Here is an 18031-nt window from a genome sequence, read left to right as displayed (position 1 = left end):
CAGATATTTACATCAAGCTTTTGGATTAAAAGATTAGCGTAGGCCAGGGTTCTTTTCTGAGAATATCTGCGGGAATGACTACGCTAACTTAATCTGATCGAGATAGAACTTCATCCTTGTATGATCTCGAGGTAAAAAGTCAATCTTATCGATTTTGTCTTGTTTGTGGTTGTAGAAAACTTCGACGTATTCATTTTCCAGCAAATACAAATTTACCTTATGCTTGTAATACCGTATGCCCACGACAAATGTGCCTTCTGTGTAGAGGGTGGCTATTTTTTTGTGAAAAGGAAGGTTGGCGAATTCTTCTTTGCTCATATTCTTTGGTTTCGTTCGTTAAGTTACCAAAACGATTCTCATTTTTGATCAAAAAAGGTTGATTCCTGATAGACTTCGTCTTATACTTGAAGGAATAAAAACCACTATGCAGCGCAAACAATTCCGTTTCACCGCTTTTTTTCTCGTTTTGGGATTAATGCTAGCTACTTCTTGCGCCTCCAAAAAGAAAGCTGCCTCAGAACCATTTAATACTGTTATTAAGACTGCTAGAAGCTATACAGGCACACCCTATCGTTATGGCGGAACTACACGTGCTGGAATGGATTGCTCTGCATTGGTCTACCATTCTTTTTACTCTGTTGGAATTACGATGCCAAGAATCTCGACGGATCAAAGTAAAATGGGGAAAAGTATTCGAACGAATGAGATCAAGCCTGGCGATGTGTTATTTTTCGCCACTGGAAAGCGTAAAAAGCAAGTCACGCATTCTGGAATAGTGACTGAAACTTCTCGTGGGGATGTACGCTTTATTCATTCCTCATCTTCTCTTGGTGTTTCGGAAGATTACCTGAGTAATAATTACTGGTCAAAGGCATTTTTATTCGCGAGACGAATATTGGATTGATTTCTTTTTACCCTAGAGTTCTGGGAAGGCTCGATTAAAGAACAAGTGTTAATATCTTATTAGGTTTTAAACCTTAAGAAAGAATGAAATGTCTAGCTTTTGCAGAAAGTCAATAACTCGTGTATTTTAATATTATAAAATTTGCTGACTTGCATAATTTAACTAGATCTGAGTAAGAGTTTCATTGTCAGGTATTGATAAAATCTTTGGACTAACCATTGAATTTGATACGATCGAAGATTAATTTTCCAAATATCCTTTGGGTTTAGGCATTAATGGTTAATTTTGCGGTCGAATTCAAAAAGCATATCCTTTTTACATTTCAATTATCAAATGGCAAATATTGGAAAGATAACTCAAGTGATCGGGCCCGTAGTGGACGTTTCCTTCGAAGGCGGCAAGCTTCCTAACATCCTTGATGCGGTAGAAGTTACCAAAGAAAATGGCCAAGTGGTCGTAATGGAAGTTCAACAGCACTTGGGCGAAGATCGAGTGAGAACTATTGCAATGGACTCATCTGAAGGGATGGTTCGTGGCATGGAGGTAAGAGATCTTGGTGAACCTATTTCTGTTCCTACAGGTGAAGGTATCAAAGGTCGTCTTTTCAATGTGGTTGGAGAACCTATCGATGGTTTGCCTGCTATACCAGTTGGTAAGAGACTTCCTATTCACAGATCTGCTCCTCGTTTTGAAGATCTTTCTACTGCTACAGAAGTACTTTTCACAGGTATTAAAGTAATTGACTTGATCGAGCCTTATGCAAAAGGTGGTAAGATCGGTTTGTTCGGTGGTGCTGGTGTTGGTAAAACTGTATTGATTCAGGAATTGATCAACAACATTGCGAAAGCGTATGCTGGTCTGTCTGTATTTGCAGGTGTAGGTGAAAGAACAAGAGAAGGAAATGACTTGTTGAGAGAAATGATCGAGTCAGGCATCGTGACTTACGGTGATGACTTCGTCCACAGCCTTGAAGAACAAGGTGGATGGGATCTTTCTAAAGTTGATTTGAAAAAACTGGAAGACTCTAAAGCAACATTTGTTTTCGGTCAGATGAACGAGCCTCCAGGGGCACGTGCACGAGTTGCCTTGACAGGTTTGACTTTAGCAGAATATTATAGAGATGGAGATGGCGAAGGAGCAGGAAAAGATATCCTATTCTTTATCGACAACATCTTCCGATTTACTCAGGCAGGTTCCGAAGTGTCCGCACTTCTTGGACGTATGCCATCTGCAGTAGGTTACCAGCCAACTTTGGCTACTGAAATGGGAGCCATGCAGGAACGTATCACTTCTACTAAGCGTGGTTCAATTACATCTGTTCAAGCGGTATATGTACCTGCTGATGACTTGACGGATCCAGCTCCAGCGACGACTTTCGCTCACTTGGATGCAACCACTTCACTTTCACGTAAGATCGCAGAATTGGGAATTTACCCTGCTGTGGATCCTTTGGAGTCCTCTTCAAGAATCATGTCTGCGGACATTATTGGAGATGAGCATTACAATTGCGCTCAGCGTGTGAAAGAGATTCTTCAGCGTTATAAAGAATTGCAGGATATCATTGCAATCTTAGGTATGGAAGAACTTTCTGAAGAAGATAAGCAAGTCGTACACAGAGCAAGAAGAGTTCAACGTTTCTTATCACAACCATTCTTCGTAGCAGAGCAATTTACAGGCTTGAAGGGTGTATTGGTTGATATCAAAGATACAATCAAAGGCTTCAACATGATTATGGATGGTGAGTTGGATCACCTTCCTGAAGGAGCTTTCAACCTAGTAGGTAGCATCGAAGATGCAATTGCTAAGGGAGAGAAAATGATGGCAGAAGTTAGGTAAATTAGTTGTTGGTTGTAAGTTGTTAGTTTTTCGAAATCAACAACCAATAACTAACAACATGAAAATAATTCAATGTTGACTTTTATCTCTACTTACTAGAATATGAGTCTCCAAACGATAAAAATTCCATGCATTTAGAAATCGTCACACCGGACAAAAAAGTATTTCAGGGTGAAGTATCCGAAGCCAGTTTTCCTGGTGCGAATGGATCATTTCAGGTGCTGAATAATCACGCCCCGATCGTTTCGGCTTTGGCAAAGGGAACTGTTTCCTTTACCACTCCTGAAGGAAAGCAATCCATGATAGTGGATGGCGGCGTAGTGGAAGTAAAAGACAATGTGATTGTATTGCTAGCTGAGAAAGTAGTCGCCTAAGCAATAATTGAAAGATAGAAAGAAGGTGTCCCGTGCAAACGGGACACCTTTTTTGTTGATTTATTTTCAGTTAATAAGTACGACGTTATAAAAAATCGCAAATACAATTATGATCAATTGATAATAGTTTTCTTCTATCTTCGAATATGAAGTTTATACTCTCCCTTTTATTTGTGTCGATGATTTTTTTCGCTAAAAGTGATTCCCAAAAGTACCATAAGCAGTTTCGTGAGGATTTCTCGAAATCAAAATCGAACTATTTTTACTATGGTTCAACTGGTAGTAAAGACGATTTCAAGTTTAATATGGGAGTGGGTTCTCCAACAGAGCCAGGAAAAGAAATTCTTTCCTTTAAGTTAAATCCTCTCGATGAAGCAGGCCCTGGAAAAGGTCCTGAGATTATATCAAAGAAGTTTACGCATTTTGGGACTTATTCCACTCGCTTAAAAGTTCCTGATGTCACGGAGAAGCAATCAAATGTAGGTGCTGTTGTAGGTTACTTTACTTATCATGAAGATGGGAAGGAAGGGCTTAGTGAAATTGACTTTGAATGGCTTATCGCGGATCCAAGGATTATCTATGTGGGAACGTGGACAGGTCAGACTGGTAAGCTACAGCGCATCGGAAGGATTATCAATCTAGCAAAAGGCGAAATCATTGAGACTATTTCAAAGATTAATTACGATGGCAAGCCTACTCCATTAGAAGGAGTTCAAAATATGCCTGAAACGATTCCAGCAATTAAAAATTACGACGCTTCAAATCAGTTTTATACTTATGGTTTTGACTGGAAAAGCGATCAATTGAGATGGTGGATGATCCATCCCGAAACTGCAGACACACTTACTCTTTGGGATTACCAAGGTTCAAAGCTTGGAACCCCACAACATGCTTCAAAGTATAGAATGAATTTTTGGCATACTCAGGACTGGGCAGTGGAAGGCAATCCAAATTCATTGGAGAAGCCAAAATATCCATTTGAACTAGAAGTGGATTGGATGGAATACCTGCCCGAAACGAACTAGCCAGTTTTGTTTAGAGACACTTAAAAATGTTCCTTTTTCACGGCTGTGAGATTTTAAGCGTTGGTGTCAATGGCTACTTCCTATTGATGCGTTGCAATAAGAGTGGAATAGTTGGCGACGCTGGGTTTTAAGGAGTTTATTACTCTGGTCCATTGTTTTTAGAATATTATCCATACCTTTGTGCCCACGAAAGGGGGTGTATAGATATGATCATAGTTAACGTAAAAGAGAACGAGTCAATCGAGAAAGCGCTAAAGCGTTTCAAAAAGAAGTTTGACAAGACTGGTGCAGTCCGTGAACTTCGTGCGAGACAAGCTTTCACTAAGCCTTCCATTAAAAGAAGAGCACAAGTAATCAAAGCGGCTTACAAGCAGCATCTTCAAGAAGAGGCAGCGAAGTAATCAGTTTTGATCTTCAGATATTAAACACACTTGCCTTCAGGTAGGTGTGTTTTTTTATGTCCTTTTGTGATTTAGGTAAGTATTACTTGTCATTTTTTCTCCTAACTTATCTCCTGAGATACGTGATATATGATCGATTCCTTTGTCAATTATTTAGAGTTTGAGAAGAAAGCCAGCCCACATACTGTAGAGGCATACCGTCGGGATTTGACCCAGTTTGAGGAGTTTTTGGCGCTTTCTTTCGAAATAAATGAAATTTCAGAGGCCCAACATCCAGAGCTTCGGGCATGGGTAATTGACCTAGTAGATAGTGGGTTAAGTACAACTTCAGTCAATCGTAAAATCGCCACTCTGAGGTCATATTACAAGTTTTTGCTTAGATCACGGATCATTTCAAAGGATCCAACGTATAAGTTAAAAGGTCTTAAAAACCCAAGGAAACTTCCCGAGTTTGTACAGGAAGATACGATTCTTGCCGTTCTAGATGAAAGCGTTTACGAGCCGAGTTTTGAAGGTCAGCGTGATAAGATGGTAATGGAATTTCTTTATCTCACTGGCGTCAGGCTTTCGGAATTAATTGGTTTAAAATGGTCAGATGTAAATCTAATTGAAGACTCGGTGAAAGTGCTTGGGAAAAGAAAAAAGGAAAGAATTATTCCTATTACAAAAGGCTTAAAACAGAATATTTTGCTGTACAAAAAAGTATTTGAGGAAAGGTTTTCAAAAGTAGGTCAAAGTGAGTATTTTATTGTCAGCAATCAACAAAAGCAAAGTTACCCTATGATGATTTTTCGCATCGTCAGGCATTATCTGGACCTTTTTGCGCAGACATCAAAGCGCAGTCCTCATGTGCTGAGACATACTTTTGCTACTCACCTTCTTAATAAAGGCGCCGATCTGAATGCTGTAAAAGACTTGCTGGGTCACGCAAATCTCGCTGCTACTCAGGTGTACACGCACAATTCCATGGAAAAACTTAAGGCTGTGTTCGAACAGGCACATCCGAAAGCATAAATAAATTATTTGTTCACTACTAAATGCAAATCAATATGAAACTGCAGATGCACTCCATCCATTTTGACGCCGATCGAAAACTGATCGACTTTATTCAGAAAAAAGCTGACAAATTGGATACTTACTATGATCAAATCATAGACGGAGAGGTTTTTTTGAGGCTTGACAAAAATGACAACAACTCTAATAAAATTGTAGAAATCAAGATGAATGTTCCAGGAAAGCAATTTTTCACCAAAAGCCAGTCAGATTCATTTGAGGCTGCTTCTGATGATGCCATCGAAGGACTAAGACGTCAAATCAAGAAACACAAAGAAAAAGTAGTGCTTGCTAAGCAGTAATAAGCTAGCGTAACTAAATTTGCGGCATCTCTCAGTAATGGGAGATGCCTTTTTTTATTCAAACCAAATTCAATGCATAGGTCTACAAGCTATACTATCTATTTCTGGATTATTTCACTTTCGCTTGTGATCGCCAAGGTTTTATTCACACTTCGTCCAGAGATAGACCTGTTTACCGAAGAAGCTCAATACTGGCTCTGGTCAGAGAATATGGCTTGGCACTATTACTCCAAGCCTCCTCTGGTGGCAGTACTCAATTACATAAGCACGGCTATTTTAGGAAATACTGAGCTGGGAGTGCGTATAAATGCGATTTTATGTGGTGTTGGGATATCTTGGGTCACGTTCCTCTTTGGTAGATATCTGTATTCTCCACAGGTAGGGTTCTGGTCAGCGATGATACTTCAGGCTATGCCCATGTGGTGGTTGGCTTCCACTTTTCATATGACTGACAGCTCGCTTACCTTCTTCTGGGCATTAAGTATTTATTTAGCCTACAGAGGCGTGGAGGATGGGAAAAAGTCCTGGTGGATATGGGCCGGTGTGGCGGCCGCATTTGGATTGATGGCTAAGATGGTCCTGATCCTGATTTTCCCTTTTCTGCTTTTGTATCTTATTTATACTAAAAGCTGGAAGGCTCAAAGCAAGAATTTTATTCTTTTTGTGTTAATCACTTTAATGGGTTTTATCCCGGCTTTAATCTGGAACTGGCAAAATAACTTTGACACATTTAAGCATTTGGCTGCACTCAGTGGTGGAGGTGGAGGCGAATCAAAGCCATTTGATGCTGGGAAGGCTTTTGGGCAATTCTTTGAATATGTTGGTGGACAGCTGGCAATGATTTCTATATTTCTTATTCCACTATTCTTTGGAGCCTTTAGAAAAACAATTCAAAGCCAAGAAAGGGCAAAGGTATATTTATTATTACCTGCAGTCATGTCGTGGGCCGGCTTTGCGTTTTTAAGCTTTCTGACATCCATAGAGGTGAACTGGCCAGTTTTTGCTTATAGCAGTTTGGCAATTTTGACGGCAGCTTGGGTTTGCAATCAAAGTGTGAGGTGGCAAAAAATCCGTAATTGGGGAGTGGGTTTAAGCATAGGATTGCCACTGTTTTTTCTGCTTCCGGATATTACCTTTCTGAAAAGTATTCCTGCTATTAAGAAAGTGGAGAAATCCGCTTTCAGAAGGATGGCTGGCTACGAGCCCTTAGCAGAAAGATTGGAAGTGATCCAAGACAGTTTGGGTATCAAAAGTGCTTATGTGTTTTCAGAGACCTATCACATGGCTTCCGAGCTTTCCTTTTACCTTCCCGAGCATCCACAAACCTATATGTTAAATATGGGTTCTAGAAAAAATCAATTTGATCTTTGGCCAGGCTTGGAGCAATTTGCGGGTAAAGATGAAGTGGGGATTTTTGTGAGTTGGAATTACGAATCCCCTAGAGAATTTGCCGATTTCCAGGAATTGATCTACGAGGAAGAGTTGCCGATTACATTCAGGGGTGAACCTCTTCGAGCGGCTAAAATTCAGGTCTGGAGAAAGTTGGAGAAGTTCAATCCTTATCAGGCTGACACCTATTGAGTTTTATAAGCTTATTATTTGGTTCTTTCTAGCCAATAATATTTCTGGCCTTTTTCAGCTAAGATTTGTTCAAAATCTGAGTTTCCAGCATTTTTAAGTAAATCAGGAATCGCACGTGATGCCCAATTTATAGATGCTACTTTTTGTTGAAATCCAGAGGCATCGATAGAATCCATGTATTTATCCTCAATGATCAATCGGTCGTAATTTTTTATCTCATCCCTAAACTCATAGCGCGGCAAATCGATCATTTGGAAATCTGTTCCTAAACCGATTCTAATTTTGCTGCTGGTATGTAGATTTCCTATAAAACCAATTTTCGCAGTTCGGTCAATTTGTTCCTTTACCGCAAAGGCTTTGACCTGCTGACCTTGGTCTGGCAATGAAATTTGATAAGTCCCAGTTGAGATCAAAAAGAATAATAGAAGAAAGCCATAAGCTATTGCTTTTGGTAGTTTGATGCCTTTTGTGGTGAGCTTTCCTAAATAACCTAAAATGGCAAAGGCAAGTCCTAGTTGAAGCCAAATCAAAACAGTAGCTCCTAAATTGGCATTTAGCCAAATGCTAAAAAGGAATACGATGGTATTCAGAATGAGGAAAAACCAACTTGTGATTTTTAATCCTGTTCTTTTGCTTTCGAAGTCAGCCTTTACAAGAATCCATGCCAGTAGAATTGCTAAGACCGGAGCAACTGGAAGTAAATAACGCTCGTAGAATTTACTCGTCATCGCCCCCATTCCGAGAATTGCCAAGCCCCACAGTATCGCAAACCAGAAGAAAACAGGATCTTCTTTTCTAGCAGTAGTAATTGATTTTTTAGCTTTTGAAAGGCCAAAAAAAACCCAAGGCAGAAAGATCAAAATCAGGATTCCTAGTGCCAGAAAGCCATTTTGGATAATGAGTAAATAGCGTGATGCCACTCGAGTTCCCACTTGGTCTTCCAAGAAGCTATCTAAGTAAGTTGGTCCATGGATTTTCCACATAGCTGCAAACCAAAACAATGCGATAAACAAGCTGACTAAAATGGAAGGGATGTGGAAAAGTGTCTTGAATGAGATTTTTTTCCAAGGATTGAAAAGGAGATAAATGATTCCAATTCCACCTAGAGCGGCAGCAGGAAGGCCTTTTACCTCAAATGCTAATGCTAAACTGCCATAAAGAATCCATAGGTATTTTTTCGGAGTAGCGTTACCAAAGCGAATTAGTCCCGCAAAACCCACCGCGCTTGCGGTCATCGTCATTACTAGCAATACATCTGGAATAGATCGGGTCGCACTGAAAATCAGAACGGGATTCGAAGCCATGATTAGGGTAGAAAGTCCGGCTATTCTTTTGTCTTCAAAAAGAACCTTTGCTGCCCAATAGGTAAATCCAATGGTCAACGCACCTGCGATCAAAAAGAAAAATCGAGATGCAAATGGCGTAACACCAAACAGTTTGAAGCCAGCCAATACCGTCCAATAGGTCCCAATGGGCTTTTTGAAACGTAATTCACCACTGCCCAAGTAGGTTGTCAAATAGTCTCCATTTTGCAGCATTTTCACCGCAGCATCTGTGTAGTACATCTCATCTGGGTAATGCATATGAAAGCTTAATGCAAAAGGTCCAATCAGAATGGCAAAAGCAATCATGACTACCCAAGGGCTGATTTGATATTTTTCAGAGGTAACTAAAGACATGCTGCAAAGATAATGTGATTGAACTTTGTCACACCAAATTTTCGTTGGCTTCCGAAAGCGAACCCCAGCTTTTTTGTCCTAGGAAGTATTTTACCGTATTTTTGACAAAATCTTATCGCATGTCCAAGCCACTTATTTCTGTAGTAATCACTGTTTACAATGAAGAGGATAATATCCAGCCTCTTTTGGAAGCTACTTATTCTGCTCTTCAAGCAATCGATTATGAAGTGATTTTGATTGAAGACGGTTCTACGGATCGGACTGTAGCTGAGGTAAAAAAGTATGCTAACAGCAGAACCAAGCTGATTGTTTTCAATAGAAATTTTGGTCAGACTACTGCTTTGGCAGCAGGAATAGACATGGCTACCGGCGAATACATTGCCACCATGGATGGGGATTTGCAAAATGACCCAACTGACATTCCTGTGATGCTTCAAAAGGCAATCGATGAAGAATGGGATGTGGTTGCAGGACGTAGAGCGAATAGAAAAGATGGGTTTGTGCTTCGCAAAATTCCAAGTAAAATCGCCAACTGGGTGATCAGAAATACAACCAAAGTTTACTTGAAAGATTACGGTTGTACACTTAGGGTTTACAAAGCCGAGATTGCTCAGGGGATGGGTCTTTATGGAGAGTTACACCGTTTTATTCCTGTTTTGGCAAAGCAGCAAGGGGCCAAAATGACTGAGATGGATGTGAAGCATCATCCACGAATTCATGGCGAGTCTAAATATGGCTTAAGTCGGACCTTCAAAGTGATGTCGGATTTGATTCTGATGTTGTTTTTTCAAAAGTACTTTCAGCGTCCAATTCACCTGTTTGGAGGAATTGGGATCATCGCATTTTTGATTGGCTTGTTGATTAATTTTTACTTACTCATCCTAAAAATAATGGGAGAGGATATCTGGGGCAGGCCGATTATGATCCTTGGTTTTATTTTGGTGCTAGGAGGTATTCAGTTTATCACCACGGGAATTATCGCTGAGATCATTGTTAGAACATATTTCGAGTCTCAGGACAAGACGACCTATAGCATCAAATCTGTTTATCAGGGAGTACTGGATCCGATAGTTGCAGCGCAGCAAGAAATAGACGGAGCCAACTAGGTTTTCATACAGCAATTGAATTTTGGCGAAAACAAAGAGTTCTCTTAAGAAGAAATTAACAACTGCCTTAAAACTGGTTTTGACAGGCTTTGCGTTGTTTCTTGTTTTTCGCAAAATCGATACTGATCAGCTTTGGCAAATCACCAAAACTATTCACTGGCTTTGGTTGCTTCCTGCGGTTTTAACTTTTGTGCTTAGCAAGCTTTTTACTGCATTTCGCTTAAATCTCTACTTCAAAAATATTGGCCTATTCATATCGGAAAAGCTCAATATCAAGCTTTACCTGATTGGGATGTTTTACAACCTTTTTCTTCCAGGAGGAATTGGCGGTGATGGGTATAAAATTTATCTACTCAATAAACAGTATAAAACTCCTGTCAAATCACTGGTGCAAGCATCGCTATTAGATCGCCTGGGTGGTTTGGTAGCTATTATCTTTTTATTGCTAGTCTTGATTCTTCCAGTGGACTTGACTTTGCCTTTTGACTCGCAAATTCCTTGGGAGATCTTAGTTGGTATAGCCGCTTTGTTGGTTTTTCCAGCATTTTGGGTCATGCAGAAATTGATGTTTAAAGCATTTCTACCATCTTTTTTGAAGGCAAATGGATGGTCCATGGCTGGACAGCTAGCGCAATTAGTATGTGCATGGTTTATACTAAAAAGCTTGGGAGTAACCGAGAATTTCCTTGCCTATCAACTGGTTTTTCTGCTTTCTTCCATCGTGGCAGTGCTGCCTTTGACAATCGGAGGAGTTGGTGCACGCGAACTGGTTTTCGTCTACGCTCACACCTATGCAGGCATTGATGAGGCGATTGCAGTTGCATTCAGTTTGATATTTTTCTTGATCACAGCGATGGTTTCTCTGACAGGATCTATGATTTCAATTGATTTTGATGAAAAATAGATAAATTATTGGTTATCAATTAAATAATAAAAAATCATCCTTGCAAATTTAAAATTTGATTTTAAATTTGCAAGGATGATTGTAAGAGGTTTGACTTTTAAATTGCAAGAATTGATGCCTGATTTTCCGGCAATAGCGATTCTTGGTCCACGGCAAGTAGGTAAAACTACTTTGGTGCAGGAGCTCGTGGAAAGAATCGGCTCTCAGTTTATTTATCTAGATCTTGAAAGTCCCTCAGACCGTAGCAAGCTCGCAGAACCAGAGCAATATTTTGACCTGCATGAAGGACGATTGATCATTTTAGATGAAATCCAGCGAATGCCTGACCTGTTTCCACTTTTACGCGGTGTGATTGATCGAAGAAGAAAGAAGGGCTTTCGATCTTGTCAATTTCTGATTTTGGGTTCCGCTTCTTTGGATCTGATTCGGCAATCGTCCGAATCACTGGCAGGAAGAATTGCTTATGAAGAACTTCCAGGTTTTAATGTGTTGGAAGCAGATTTTTCGGATGGTAATGTGGAAAAACTATGGCTGCGTGGAGGTTTTCCGGATAGTTTTCTGGCGAGCTCGGATAGATCCAGTTTGACCTGGAGAGGAAATTTCATCACTACCTATCTGGAAAGAGACATTCCGCAAATTGCTCAGTTTGTCCCGGCCAATAGACTTCGCCGACTCTGGACGATGCTGGCTCATCAACAGGGACAACTCATCAATTTTTCCAAACTTGGAGCAAGTCTGGATCTGACTTCACCCACGATTAAAAGCTATGTAGAAATGCTTGAAGATCTTTTGCTGATTCGTTCTGTCAGACCTTGGCTGGTGAATGTGGGCAAGCGACTGGTAAAGTCTCCCAAAATCTACATCAGGGATTCTGGAATAACGCATGCGTTATTGAACCTGACCAAAATTGACGACCTGCTGGGGCACCCAGTGGTTGGAGGAAGTTGGGAAGGATTCATCATTGAGAATATTATTTCAGTTTTGCCGAAAGGAGCTGATTATGGATTTTATCGCACCTCGGGGGGAGCAGAACTTGATTTAGTTTTGAGTTTAAATGGGAAAATTTTCGCTATTGAAATCAAAAGAACCTTGAGTCCAAAGCTCTCAAAAGGGTTTCTGAATGCTGTAGAAGATATATCAGCCGATCATCGATATTTTATCTATGCAGGTAAAGATGAATTTCCATTGGGAGAAAATACGCTTGCTATAGGTCTTGTTGGATTTATGATAAAAATAAAGGAAGGCTTTTGAATCTCCTTTTATTCTTTTCCCTCAATAATCAAAATGGCTTCGTGGGGGAAATAAAATTGTCCCTGGCCTTTTATTACCTGCCAATTGATTTGTTTCTTTTCTGGCAAATAGACTAAGCGAATTTCTGAGATTTCGTCAGAATAGGAGCTTTTTATCTTCCCTGTGAATATATTAACCTCTTCTTTTTTAAGATAGATCGAAATCTCTTCAGTACAATCTACTCTTCCTCCATTGTAAAAAGAACCACAGTGCTCACCGACGAAATCATAGACTGAATCGCCTTCCTTTGGTTTGGCTAAGTAGATTTCAAAACTTCTATCTTCAGCTTTATTAATCCAGCGCCAATGCCCCGCTAAATTTTGGCTGTGAGAGTTGTTTATTACCACAAAAATGGAGAGCAATAGCAGTACAGTTCTCATAAATCAGGTTTTTTCAAAAATAGCTAATCCTCTTTTCTTACCTTTGCCAAAATCCTATATTCCATGACCAGAGCAGAGCTTTTCGCCCAAATCCAGAAGAAATCATCTTTTTTATGTGTTGGACTTGATGCAGATCTGGCTAAGATTCCTACACATTTGAAATCTGAGCCTGATCCGATTTTTAGCTTTTGCAAGGAGATTATTGAAGAAACGGCGGATTATGCAGTGGCTTACAAACCGAATATCGCTTTCTTCGAGGCTTTGGGTCCAAAGGGTTGGGAGACCCTTGAAAAAGTTAACGAACTTATTCCGCAGGAGATTTTCACCATCGCAGATGCAAAACGTGGAGATATTGGAAATACGTCTAAGCTTTATGCCAAAGCATTTTTTGAGAAAATGGACTTTGATTCGGTGACAGTTGCACCTTATATGGGAGCGGATAGTGTGACACCTTTTTTGGAGTTTGAGGACAAGTGGGTGATTCTACTTGCACTTACTTCCAACGTCGGTTCAATGGATTTCCAGTTGATCAAAGACGAAAATGGGAAACCTTTATATCAAACTGTATTGGAGAAAAGTCAAGAATGGGGCACTCCTGAAAATCTGATGTATGTGGTTGGCGCAACGCGTGGTGAGTTAATCGGCGAAGTAAGGAAAGTAGTTCCGGATAATTTCTTCTTGGTTCCTGGAGTTGGAGCTCAAGGTGGAAGCTTAGCTGATGTCGTAAAGTATGGCATGAATTCCACTTGTGGGCTTTTGGTGAATTCTAGCCGAGGGATAATTTATGCTTCAGGAGAAAAAGACTTCGGAAAAGCAGCGAGACTGGAAGCTATACAGTTGCAACAGGAAATGGAGACTTTACTTGAGAAGTATCTTTAAGTAGATATTTCATTATCTAATAATTTGAAAGTCAGGGCTTCCTGACTTTTTTATTTTTTAGTTTTTGGTTAGATTCACTTGACTTTTAACCTATACTTTTATGACTTTTAAAGAAGACTTTTTACAGCTAGTCTGGAAATACCAATATTTCGAAAAGGCGAAGCTTCACATTACTTCAGGTGAAGAATTAAAAATTATCCAAGTAGGATTCCATAATCAAGGAGAAGGTCCTGACTTCCATGATTCGGTTGTGGTCATTGGAGGAATAACACTTCACGGACATGTTGAGGTGCATAGATTAGCGAGCGAATGGAAACAACATGCTCATGGCGGTAATCCAGCTTATAATTCCGTTGTGCTACATGTAGTCTGGGAGGATGATCTAGAAGTGCTCAGAAATGACGGGACTGCAATGCCAACCTTAGAGTTGAAGGGGCTGATTTATTTGGATATCTGGAGGAATTATGAGCGTATGCTTGATTACAAGTCGGACTTGCCTTGTGCGCATGGGTTGAAAGATGCTCCAGAAATAGTCAGATTTTCCACACTGGAAAAAGCTTTGGTAGAAAGGCTTCAGGAAAAATCTACTTTGATACTACAAATTCTCAAATCTACGACCGACAATTGGGAAGAAACAGCTTATAGATGGCTTTTCTCCTGCTTTGGCTTTAAAAAAAATAAGTGGGCTATGAGCGAATTAGCTCGGTTGGTTCCTTATAAAATTCTCCAAAAGCATCGAGATCAATTACCTGTTTTGGAGGCTATACTATTAGGCCAATCTGGCTTACTCCCCTTAGAATCGGAAGAACCGTATGTGCAATACCTGATTCGTGAATATGATTTTTATCGTAAAAAATATGGTTGGGATTCTACAATGAAGCGTCAGCATTGGACGTTTATGGGTGTAAGACCAAGTAATTTTCCAACGCTTAGAATTGCACAGTTAGCGGCGATTTTATCCAAAGCTCCAAATTTACTTCAGGCTGTGATGCAGGATTCTCATGATTTCGCAGGATTTAAAAGATTGCTAAAAGTGAAGTCCAGCGAATATTGGCAGTATCATTATAGTTTCGGGAAACCTTCAGAGAGACAGACCAGTGCGGGGATTTCCAGTACTGTATTGGAGCTTTTGGTCATCAATTATGTGGTTCCGCTTTGGTTTGCCTACGGACGGTATTTTGAAGAGTCAGACTGGCAAGAGCGATGCTTTGATCTTTTGCAGGAGATTTCACCGGAGAAAAATCATATCATCTCAAAATTCCAGTCCTATGGTTGGCCAGCAGGAAATGCATTTGATTCCCAGGGTATGATTGGACTTTACAAGAATTCCTGCCAGCCCAAGAAATGTCTTCAGTGTAAAATAGCCCAAGCGCTGATCAAATCAGAATCCAAATGATTTTTGGGTAAGCCAGTGAATTCCTGTATTTTTGCAGCCTGAATTGCAGAAAACTATGGAAAAACCAGTTATTATTTTTGGTGCCAAAGGCATCGCACATCCAGCACTTGAGATTTTCAACAGTAACAATGTAGTTGTTTACGGATTCTTAGATGAGGATGAAAAAATCCACGGGACAGAGATTAATACGGTTTCAGTACTTGGAAATCCTGAGGATGATGGTTTCTTGAAGTTAATCGGTCAGAAGACTGAGGCTTTCGTGGCTGAAGAAAATCCAAAATACCGTAAATTCTTAGTGGAGTTATTGAATGAGCGCCGTAAAGTTCAGCCGGTGAATGCGATTCATCAGCGTTCTTATATTTCTACAGATGCCATCATTGGCCATGGCAATTTTATCAATGCCAATGTAAATATCGGTGCGGGAGTTGAGATTGGAAGCCACTGTATTATCAATTCTGCTGCTGTTATTGAGCACAAAGCTAAGTTGGGAGACTTTGTACAAATCGGTGCTGGATCTGTGATCAACTCAGATGTGATCATTGAAGAAGGTGCTTTTATTGGCTCCGGAGCTACAATCGTTTCAGGAGTCACCATTGGTAAAAATGCCCGCGTAGGAGCTGGATCTGTGGTAATCGCAACAGTGGGAGCAAACGAAACTGTATTTGGTAATCCTGCCGCAAAAATTAAATAAATTTGAGATCTGAAATTTCAAATTTGAAATCGTAAATAAACATTCCAAAATCATAAATCCTTAAACACCCTGCCGCAACAGGGCATTAGTTATGGAAAATACCAATTATCAAATCCTCCTTTATTACTTCTACGCAAAGATTGAAAATCCTGAAGAATACCGCGAGCAGCATCATCTATTTTGTATTGAAAATAACATCCGTGGCCGCATCATTATCTCTGATGAAGGGTTGAACGGTACAGTTTCTGGTTTGGAAGAAGACTGTGAGAAATACATGGCTTATATCCATGCAGATCCGCGTTTCGCAAAAACTGAGTTCAAAATAGACTCGCATGATAAGCATGCATTTACTAAAATTCATGTGCGCTATAAGCCTGAGATTGTCCACAGTGCACTAAGACATCTCGATCCTAATGTGAGAACAGGAAAGCATCTTGACCCAGAGGAATTCAAGAAATTGAAAGATCAGGAAGATGTGGTGATCTTGGATGTTCGCTCCAATTATGAGCACGAACTAGGACGGTTCAAAAATGCCTTGACACTTGATATTGACAACTTCCGTGATTTTCCTGAAAAAGTAAAAGAGCTTGAGCACCTGAAGAATAAGAAGGTGTTGACATATTGCACTGGAGGGATTAAATGTGAGAAAGCCTCTGCATTTCTATTGGAGCAAGGTTTTGAAGATGTTTACCAGCTACACGGTGGAATCATCAAGTATGGTATGGAAGCTGGAGGAGAAGATTTTGAGGGGAAATGCTATGTGTTTGACAATAGAATAGCTGTGGATGTGAATACCGTGAATCCAAAGATGGTTTCTAAATGCCACGTTTGTGGGACGCCTTCAGACCGTATGGTTAACTGCGCCAATCAGACTTGTAATGTGCACGTTCCAATGTGCGAAAAATGTGGTTGGGAAATGGAAGGAACTTGCTCTATTGAGTGCAAGGAGAATCCTGAAAAACGTGCTTACGACGGAACTGGGTATTATCAGAAAAACACGAATGGGTATAATCCCTATAAAGGCCTTGTCCGTAAAGGCAAAGAAAAATCAAATGCTTAACTTGTAGTGTGAGCAGACAAATTCCAGAATCCGAATTGATATTAAATGCTGATGGAAGCATTTATCATTTGCATTTGAAGCCAGAAAATCTGGCTTCACTTGTTTTTACTGTGGGGGACCCTGATCGAGTGCCTTTGGTATCCAAATATTTTGATCAGATTGATTTCAAAGGTAGCAAGCGGGAATTTGTGACGCATACAGGCAGAATCAAAGGGAAACGAATTACCGTGATGTCTACTGGCATGGGTACTGATAACGTGGAGATTTTGATGACTGAACTGGATTCCTTGGTCAACGTGGATCTCAAAACCCATACTGTCAAGCCTAAAGAAGAGAGTTTGGAAATAATTCGATTAGGAACCTCAGGTAGCATGCAGGTAGATCTTCCGGTGGGTAGTTTATTGGCTTCCGAGATTGCTGTTGGCGTTGATACCTTAATGCAGTTTTATCCTAAGCTAGAAGGAAACCAAGAATGGTCTGAGTTAGTCAAGGAAACCTTGGGACTTACTTTTTTACCGTATCAGGCATCTGCTTCTCCGGAGCTTTTACTAAAATTATCTGCAGATTTTCATCGGGGAGTTACACTCACTGCACCAGGCTTCTATGCTCCTCAAGGGAGAGAAATTAGGATAAAGCCGAAAATGGATAATATGATTGAGCGATTGTCAGAGTTAAAAGTTGATGATTTGAAGATGACCAACTTTGAAATGGAAACAGCAGGTTATTATGCCATGGGACAATTATTGAATCACCGGATGCTGAGTCTCAATGCAATAGTGGCTAATCGTCCAAGTGGAGAGTTTGATAAAGAAGCTGAAAAAACCGTTGATCGTATGATCCGCGCAGCCTTAGAAGTTTATTGCTGAAAAAAAATCACCCTTATGCCTGAAATAGACTTTGATAAACGGTTTTATCTACTTTGAAATCTTCCCATTCATGATAATCAATATCCTTGATTATTCTGTTGACAAATTCTGCGCATTCTTGTTTGCAGAGGTAAATCCCAAAAAGCGATTCACTTTTATTTACTAAAAAAGTTCTACTGCTGTCGAACATTCTCACTAAATCCTTCCAAGAACCCAAGACAAGCAGCTCGTCACGGTTTTTTATGGTCTGGATTACTTTAAAATTACCTTGGTAGCTTGAGATTTTCATGTTATAAAAAGTTGG

At 40.1% G+C, this 18031-nt stretch carries 20 protein-coding genes; 16 read left to right on the top strand and 4 right to left on the bottom strand.

Translation table 11 applies throughout. The annotated features are described in order from the left end of the window. Positions 1–78: 78 nt before the first annotated feature. Positions 79–318 carry a hypothetical protein gene (locus tag AACZ73_RS01715; protein WP_091692516.1) on the bottom strand — a complete coding sequence of 80 codons (240 nt, stop codon included), beginning with the start codon at positions 316–318 and terminating at the stop codon, positions 79–81. A 106-nt stretch (positions 319–424) separates the two neighbouring features. On the opposite strand from AACZ73_RS01715, the gene AACZ73_RS01710 reads away from it, so the two are divergent. The 8 genes from AACZ73_RS01710 (at position 425) to AACZ73_RS01675 (ending at position 7476) form a co-directional block, all read left to right on the top strand. Beyond that, entirely contained in the window at positions 425–904 is a 480-nt protein-coding gene (locus tag AACZ73_RS01710) for a C40 family peptidase (RefSeq protein ID WP_339874832.1), read from the top strand. Positions 905–1237: 333 nt separating this feature from the next. Further along, a complete protein-coding gene (atpD, locus tag AACZ73_RS01705; protein ID WP_339874830.1) occupies positions 1238–2740 on the top strand; it encodes a F0F1 ATP synthase subunit beta in 1503 nt (500 codons plus the stop codon). Positions 2741–2868: 128 nt separating this feature from the next. Further along, on the top strand, positions 2869–3114 hold the full coding sequence (gene atpC, locus AACZ73_RS01700; RefSeq protein ID WP_057936785.1) for an ATP synthase F1 subunit epsilon: 246 nt from the start codon (positions 2869–2871) through the stop codon (positions 3112–3114). A 146-nt stretch (positions 3115–3260) separates the two neighbouring features. Continuing rightward, positions 3261–4139, top strand: a complete 879-nt coding sequence (locus tag AACZ73_RS01695; protein ID WP_339874829.1) for a glycoside hydrolase family 16 protein — start codon at positions 3261–3263, stop codon at positions 4137–4139. Positions 4140–4345: 206 nt separating this feature from the next. Next, positions 4346–4540, top strand: a complete 195-nt coding sequence (rpsU, locus tag AACZ73_RS01690) for a 30S ribosomal protein S21 (RefSeq protein ID WP_057940466.1) — start codon at positions 4346–4348, stop codon at positions 4538–4540. A 129-nt stretch (positions 4541–4669) separates the two neighbouring features. Further along, positions 4670–5554 (top strand): tyrosine-type recombinase/integrase, encoded by an 885-nt coding sequence (locus AACZ73_RS01685; RefSeq protein ID WP_339874827.1) that lies wholly within the window; start codon positions 4670–4672, stop codon positions 5552–5554. 35 nt (positions 5555–5589) lie between these two features. Beyond that, positions 5590–5895, top strand: a complete 306-nt coding sequence (raiA, locus tag AACZ73_RS01680; protein ID WP_091692889.1) for a ribosome-associated translation inhibitor RaiA — start codon at positions 5590–5592, stop codon at positions 5893–5895. A gap of 72 nt (positions 5896–5967) precedes the next feature. Then, positions 5968–7476, top strand: coding sequence for a glycosyltransferase family 39 protein (locus AACZ73_RS01675; protein WP_339874823.1), 1509 nt, complete (start codon positions 5968–5970; stop codon positions 7474–7476). A gap of 14 nt (positions 7477–7490) precedes the next feature. Here the strand turns inward: AACZ73_RS01675 and AACZ73_RS01670 are convergent, their stop codons facing one another. After that, positions 7491–9155: a glycosyltransferase family 39 protein gene (locus tag AACZ73_RS01670; RefSeq protein WP_339874821.1), complete on the bottom strand. Its 1665-nt coding sequence runs from the start codon at positions 9153–9155 to the stop codon at positions 7491–7493. Between the two features lie 119 nt (positions 9156–9274). On the opposite strand from AACZ73_RS01670, the gene AACZ73_RS01665 reads away from it, so the two are divergent. From AACZ73_RS01665 to AACZ73_RS01655, 3 genes are all read left to right on the top strand, one after another. Beyond that, positions 9275–10261 (top strand): glycosyltransferase family 2 protein, encoded by a 987-nt coding sequence (locus AACZ73_RS01665; protein ID WP_339874819.1) that lies wholly within the window; start codon positions 9275–9277, stop codon positions 10259–10261. A gap of 22 nt (positions 10262–10283) precedes the next feature. Beyond that, positions 10284–11165 (top strand): lysylphosphatidylglycerol synthase transmembrane domain-containing protein, encoded by an 882-nt coding sequence (locus AACZ73_RS01660; protein WP_339874817.1) that lies wholly within the window; start codon positions 10284–10286, stop codon positions 11163–11165. 75 nt (positions 11166–11240) lie between these two features. Beyond that, on the top strand, positions 11241–12416 hold the full coding sequence (locus AACZ73_RS01655; RefSeq protein ID WP_339874815.1) for an ATP-binding protein: 1176 nt from the start codon (positions 11241–11243) through the stop codon (positions 12414–12416). A gap of 8 nt (positions 12417–12424) precedes the next feature. Here AACZ73_RS01655 and AACZ73_RS01650 read toward each other — a convergent pair whose 3' ends face one another. Next, positions 12425–12835, bottom strand: a complete 411-nt coding sequence (locus AACZ73_RS01650; protein WP_339874813.1) for a hypothetical protein — start codon at positions 12833–12835, stop codon at positions 12425–12427. Between the two features lie 63 nt (positions 12836–12898). Between AACZ73_RS01650 and pyrF the strand changes: the two genes are divergently transcribed. The 5 genes from pyrF to AACZ73_RS01625 all read left to right on the top strand — a co-directional run bounded on the left by pyrF (position 12899) and on the right by AACZ73_RS01625 (position 17727). Then, complete coding sequence (gene pyrF, locus AACZ73_RS01645; RefSeq protein WP_339874811.1) at positions 12899–13714, top strand: orotidine-5'-phosphate decarboxylase; 816 nt, start codon at positions 12899–12901, stop codon at positions 13712–13714. 100 nt (positions 13715–13814) lie between these two features. After that, on the top strand, positions 13815–15110 hold the full coding sequence (locus tag AACZ73_RS01640; RefSeq protein ID WP_339874809.1) for a DUF2851 family protein: 1296 nt from the start codon (positions 13815–13817) through the stop codon (positions 15108–15110). Between the two features lie 55 nt (positions 15111–15165). Continuing rightward, positions 15166–15801: an acetyltransferase gene (locus AACZ73_RS01635; RefSeq protein WP_339874808.1), complete on the top strand. Its 636-nt coding sequence runs from the start codon at positions 15166–15168 to the stop codon at positions 15799–15801. Positions 15802–15892: 91 nt separating this feature from the next. Continuing rightward, positions 15893–16861, top strand: a complete 969-nt coding sequence (locus AACZ73_RS01630) for a rhodanese-related sulfurtransferase (protein ID WP_339874807.1) — start codon at positions 15893–15895, stop codon at positions 16859–16861. 8 nt (positions 16862–16869) lie between these two features. Continuing rightward, complete coding sequence (locus AACZ73_RS01625; protein ID WP_339874806.1) at positions 16870–17727, top strand: nucleoside phosphorylase; 858 nt, start codon at positions 16870–16872, stop codon at positions 17725–17727. Positions 17728–17740: 13 nt separating this feature from the next. On the opposite strand, the gene AACZ73_RS01620 is transcribed toward AACZ73_RS01625, so the two are convergent. Then, complete coding sequence (locus AACZ73_RS01620; RefSeq protein ID WP_339874804.1) at positions 17741–18016, bottom strand: hypothetical protein; 276 nt, start codon at positions 18014–18016, stop codon at positions 17741–17743. Positions 18017–18031: the final 15 nt, after the last annotated feature.

Source organism: uncultured Algoriphagus sp. (assembly GCF_963974835.1).
GTDB lineage: Bacteria > Bacteroidota > Bacteroidia > Cytophagales > Cyclobacteriaceae > Algoriphagus.
Note: the sequence above shows the minus strand (reverse complement) of the source record. Positions and strands in the feature narration are given on the sequence as shown.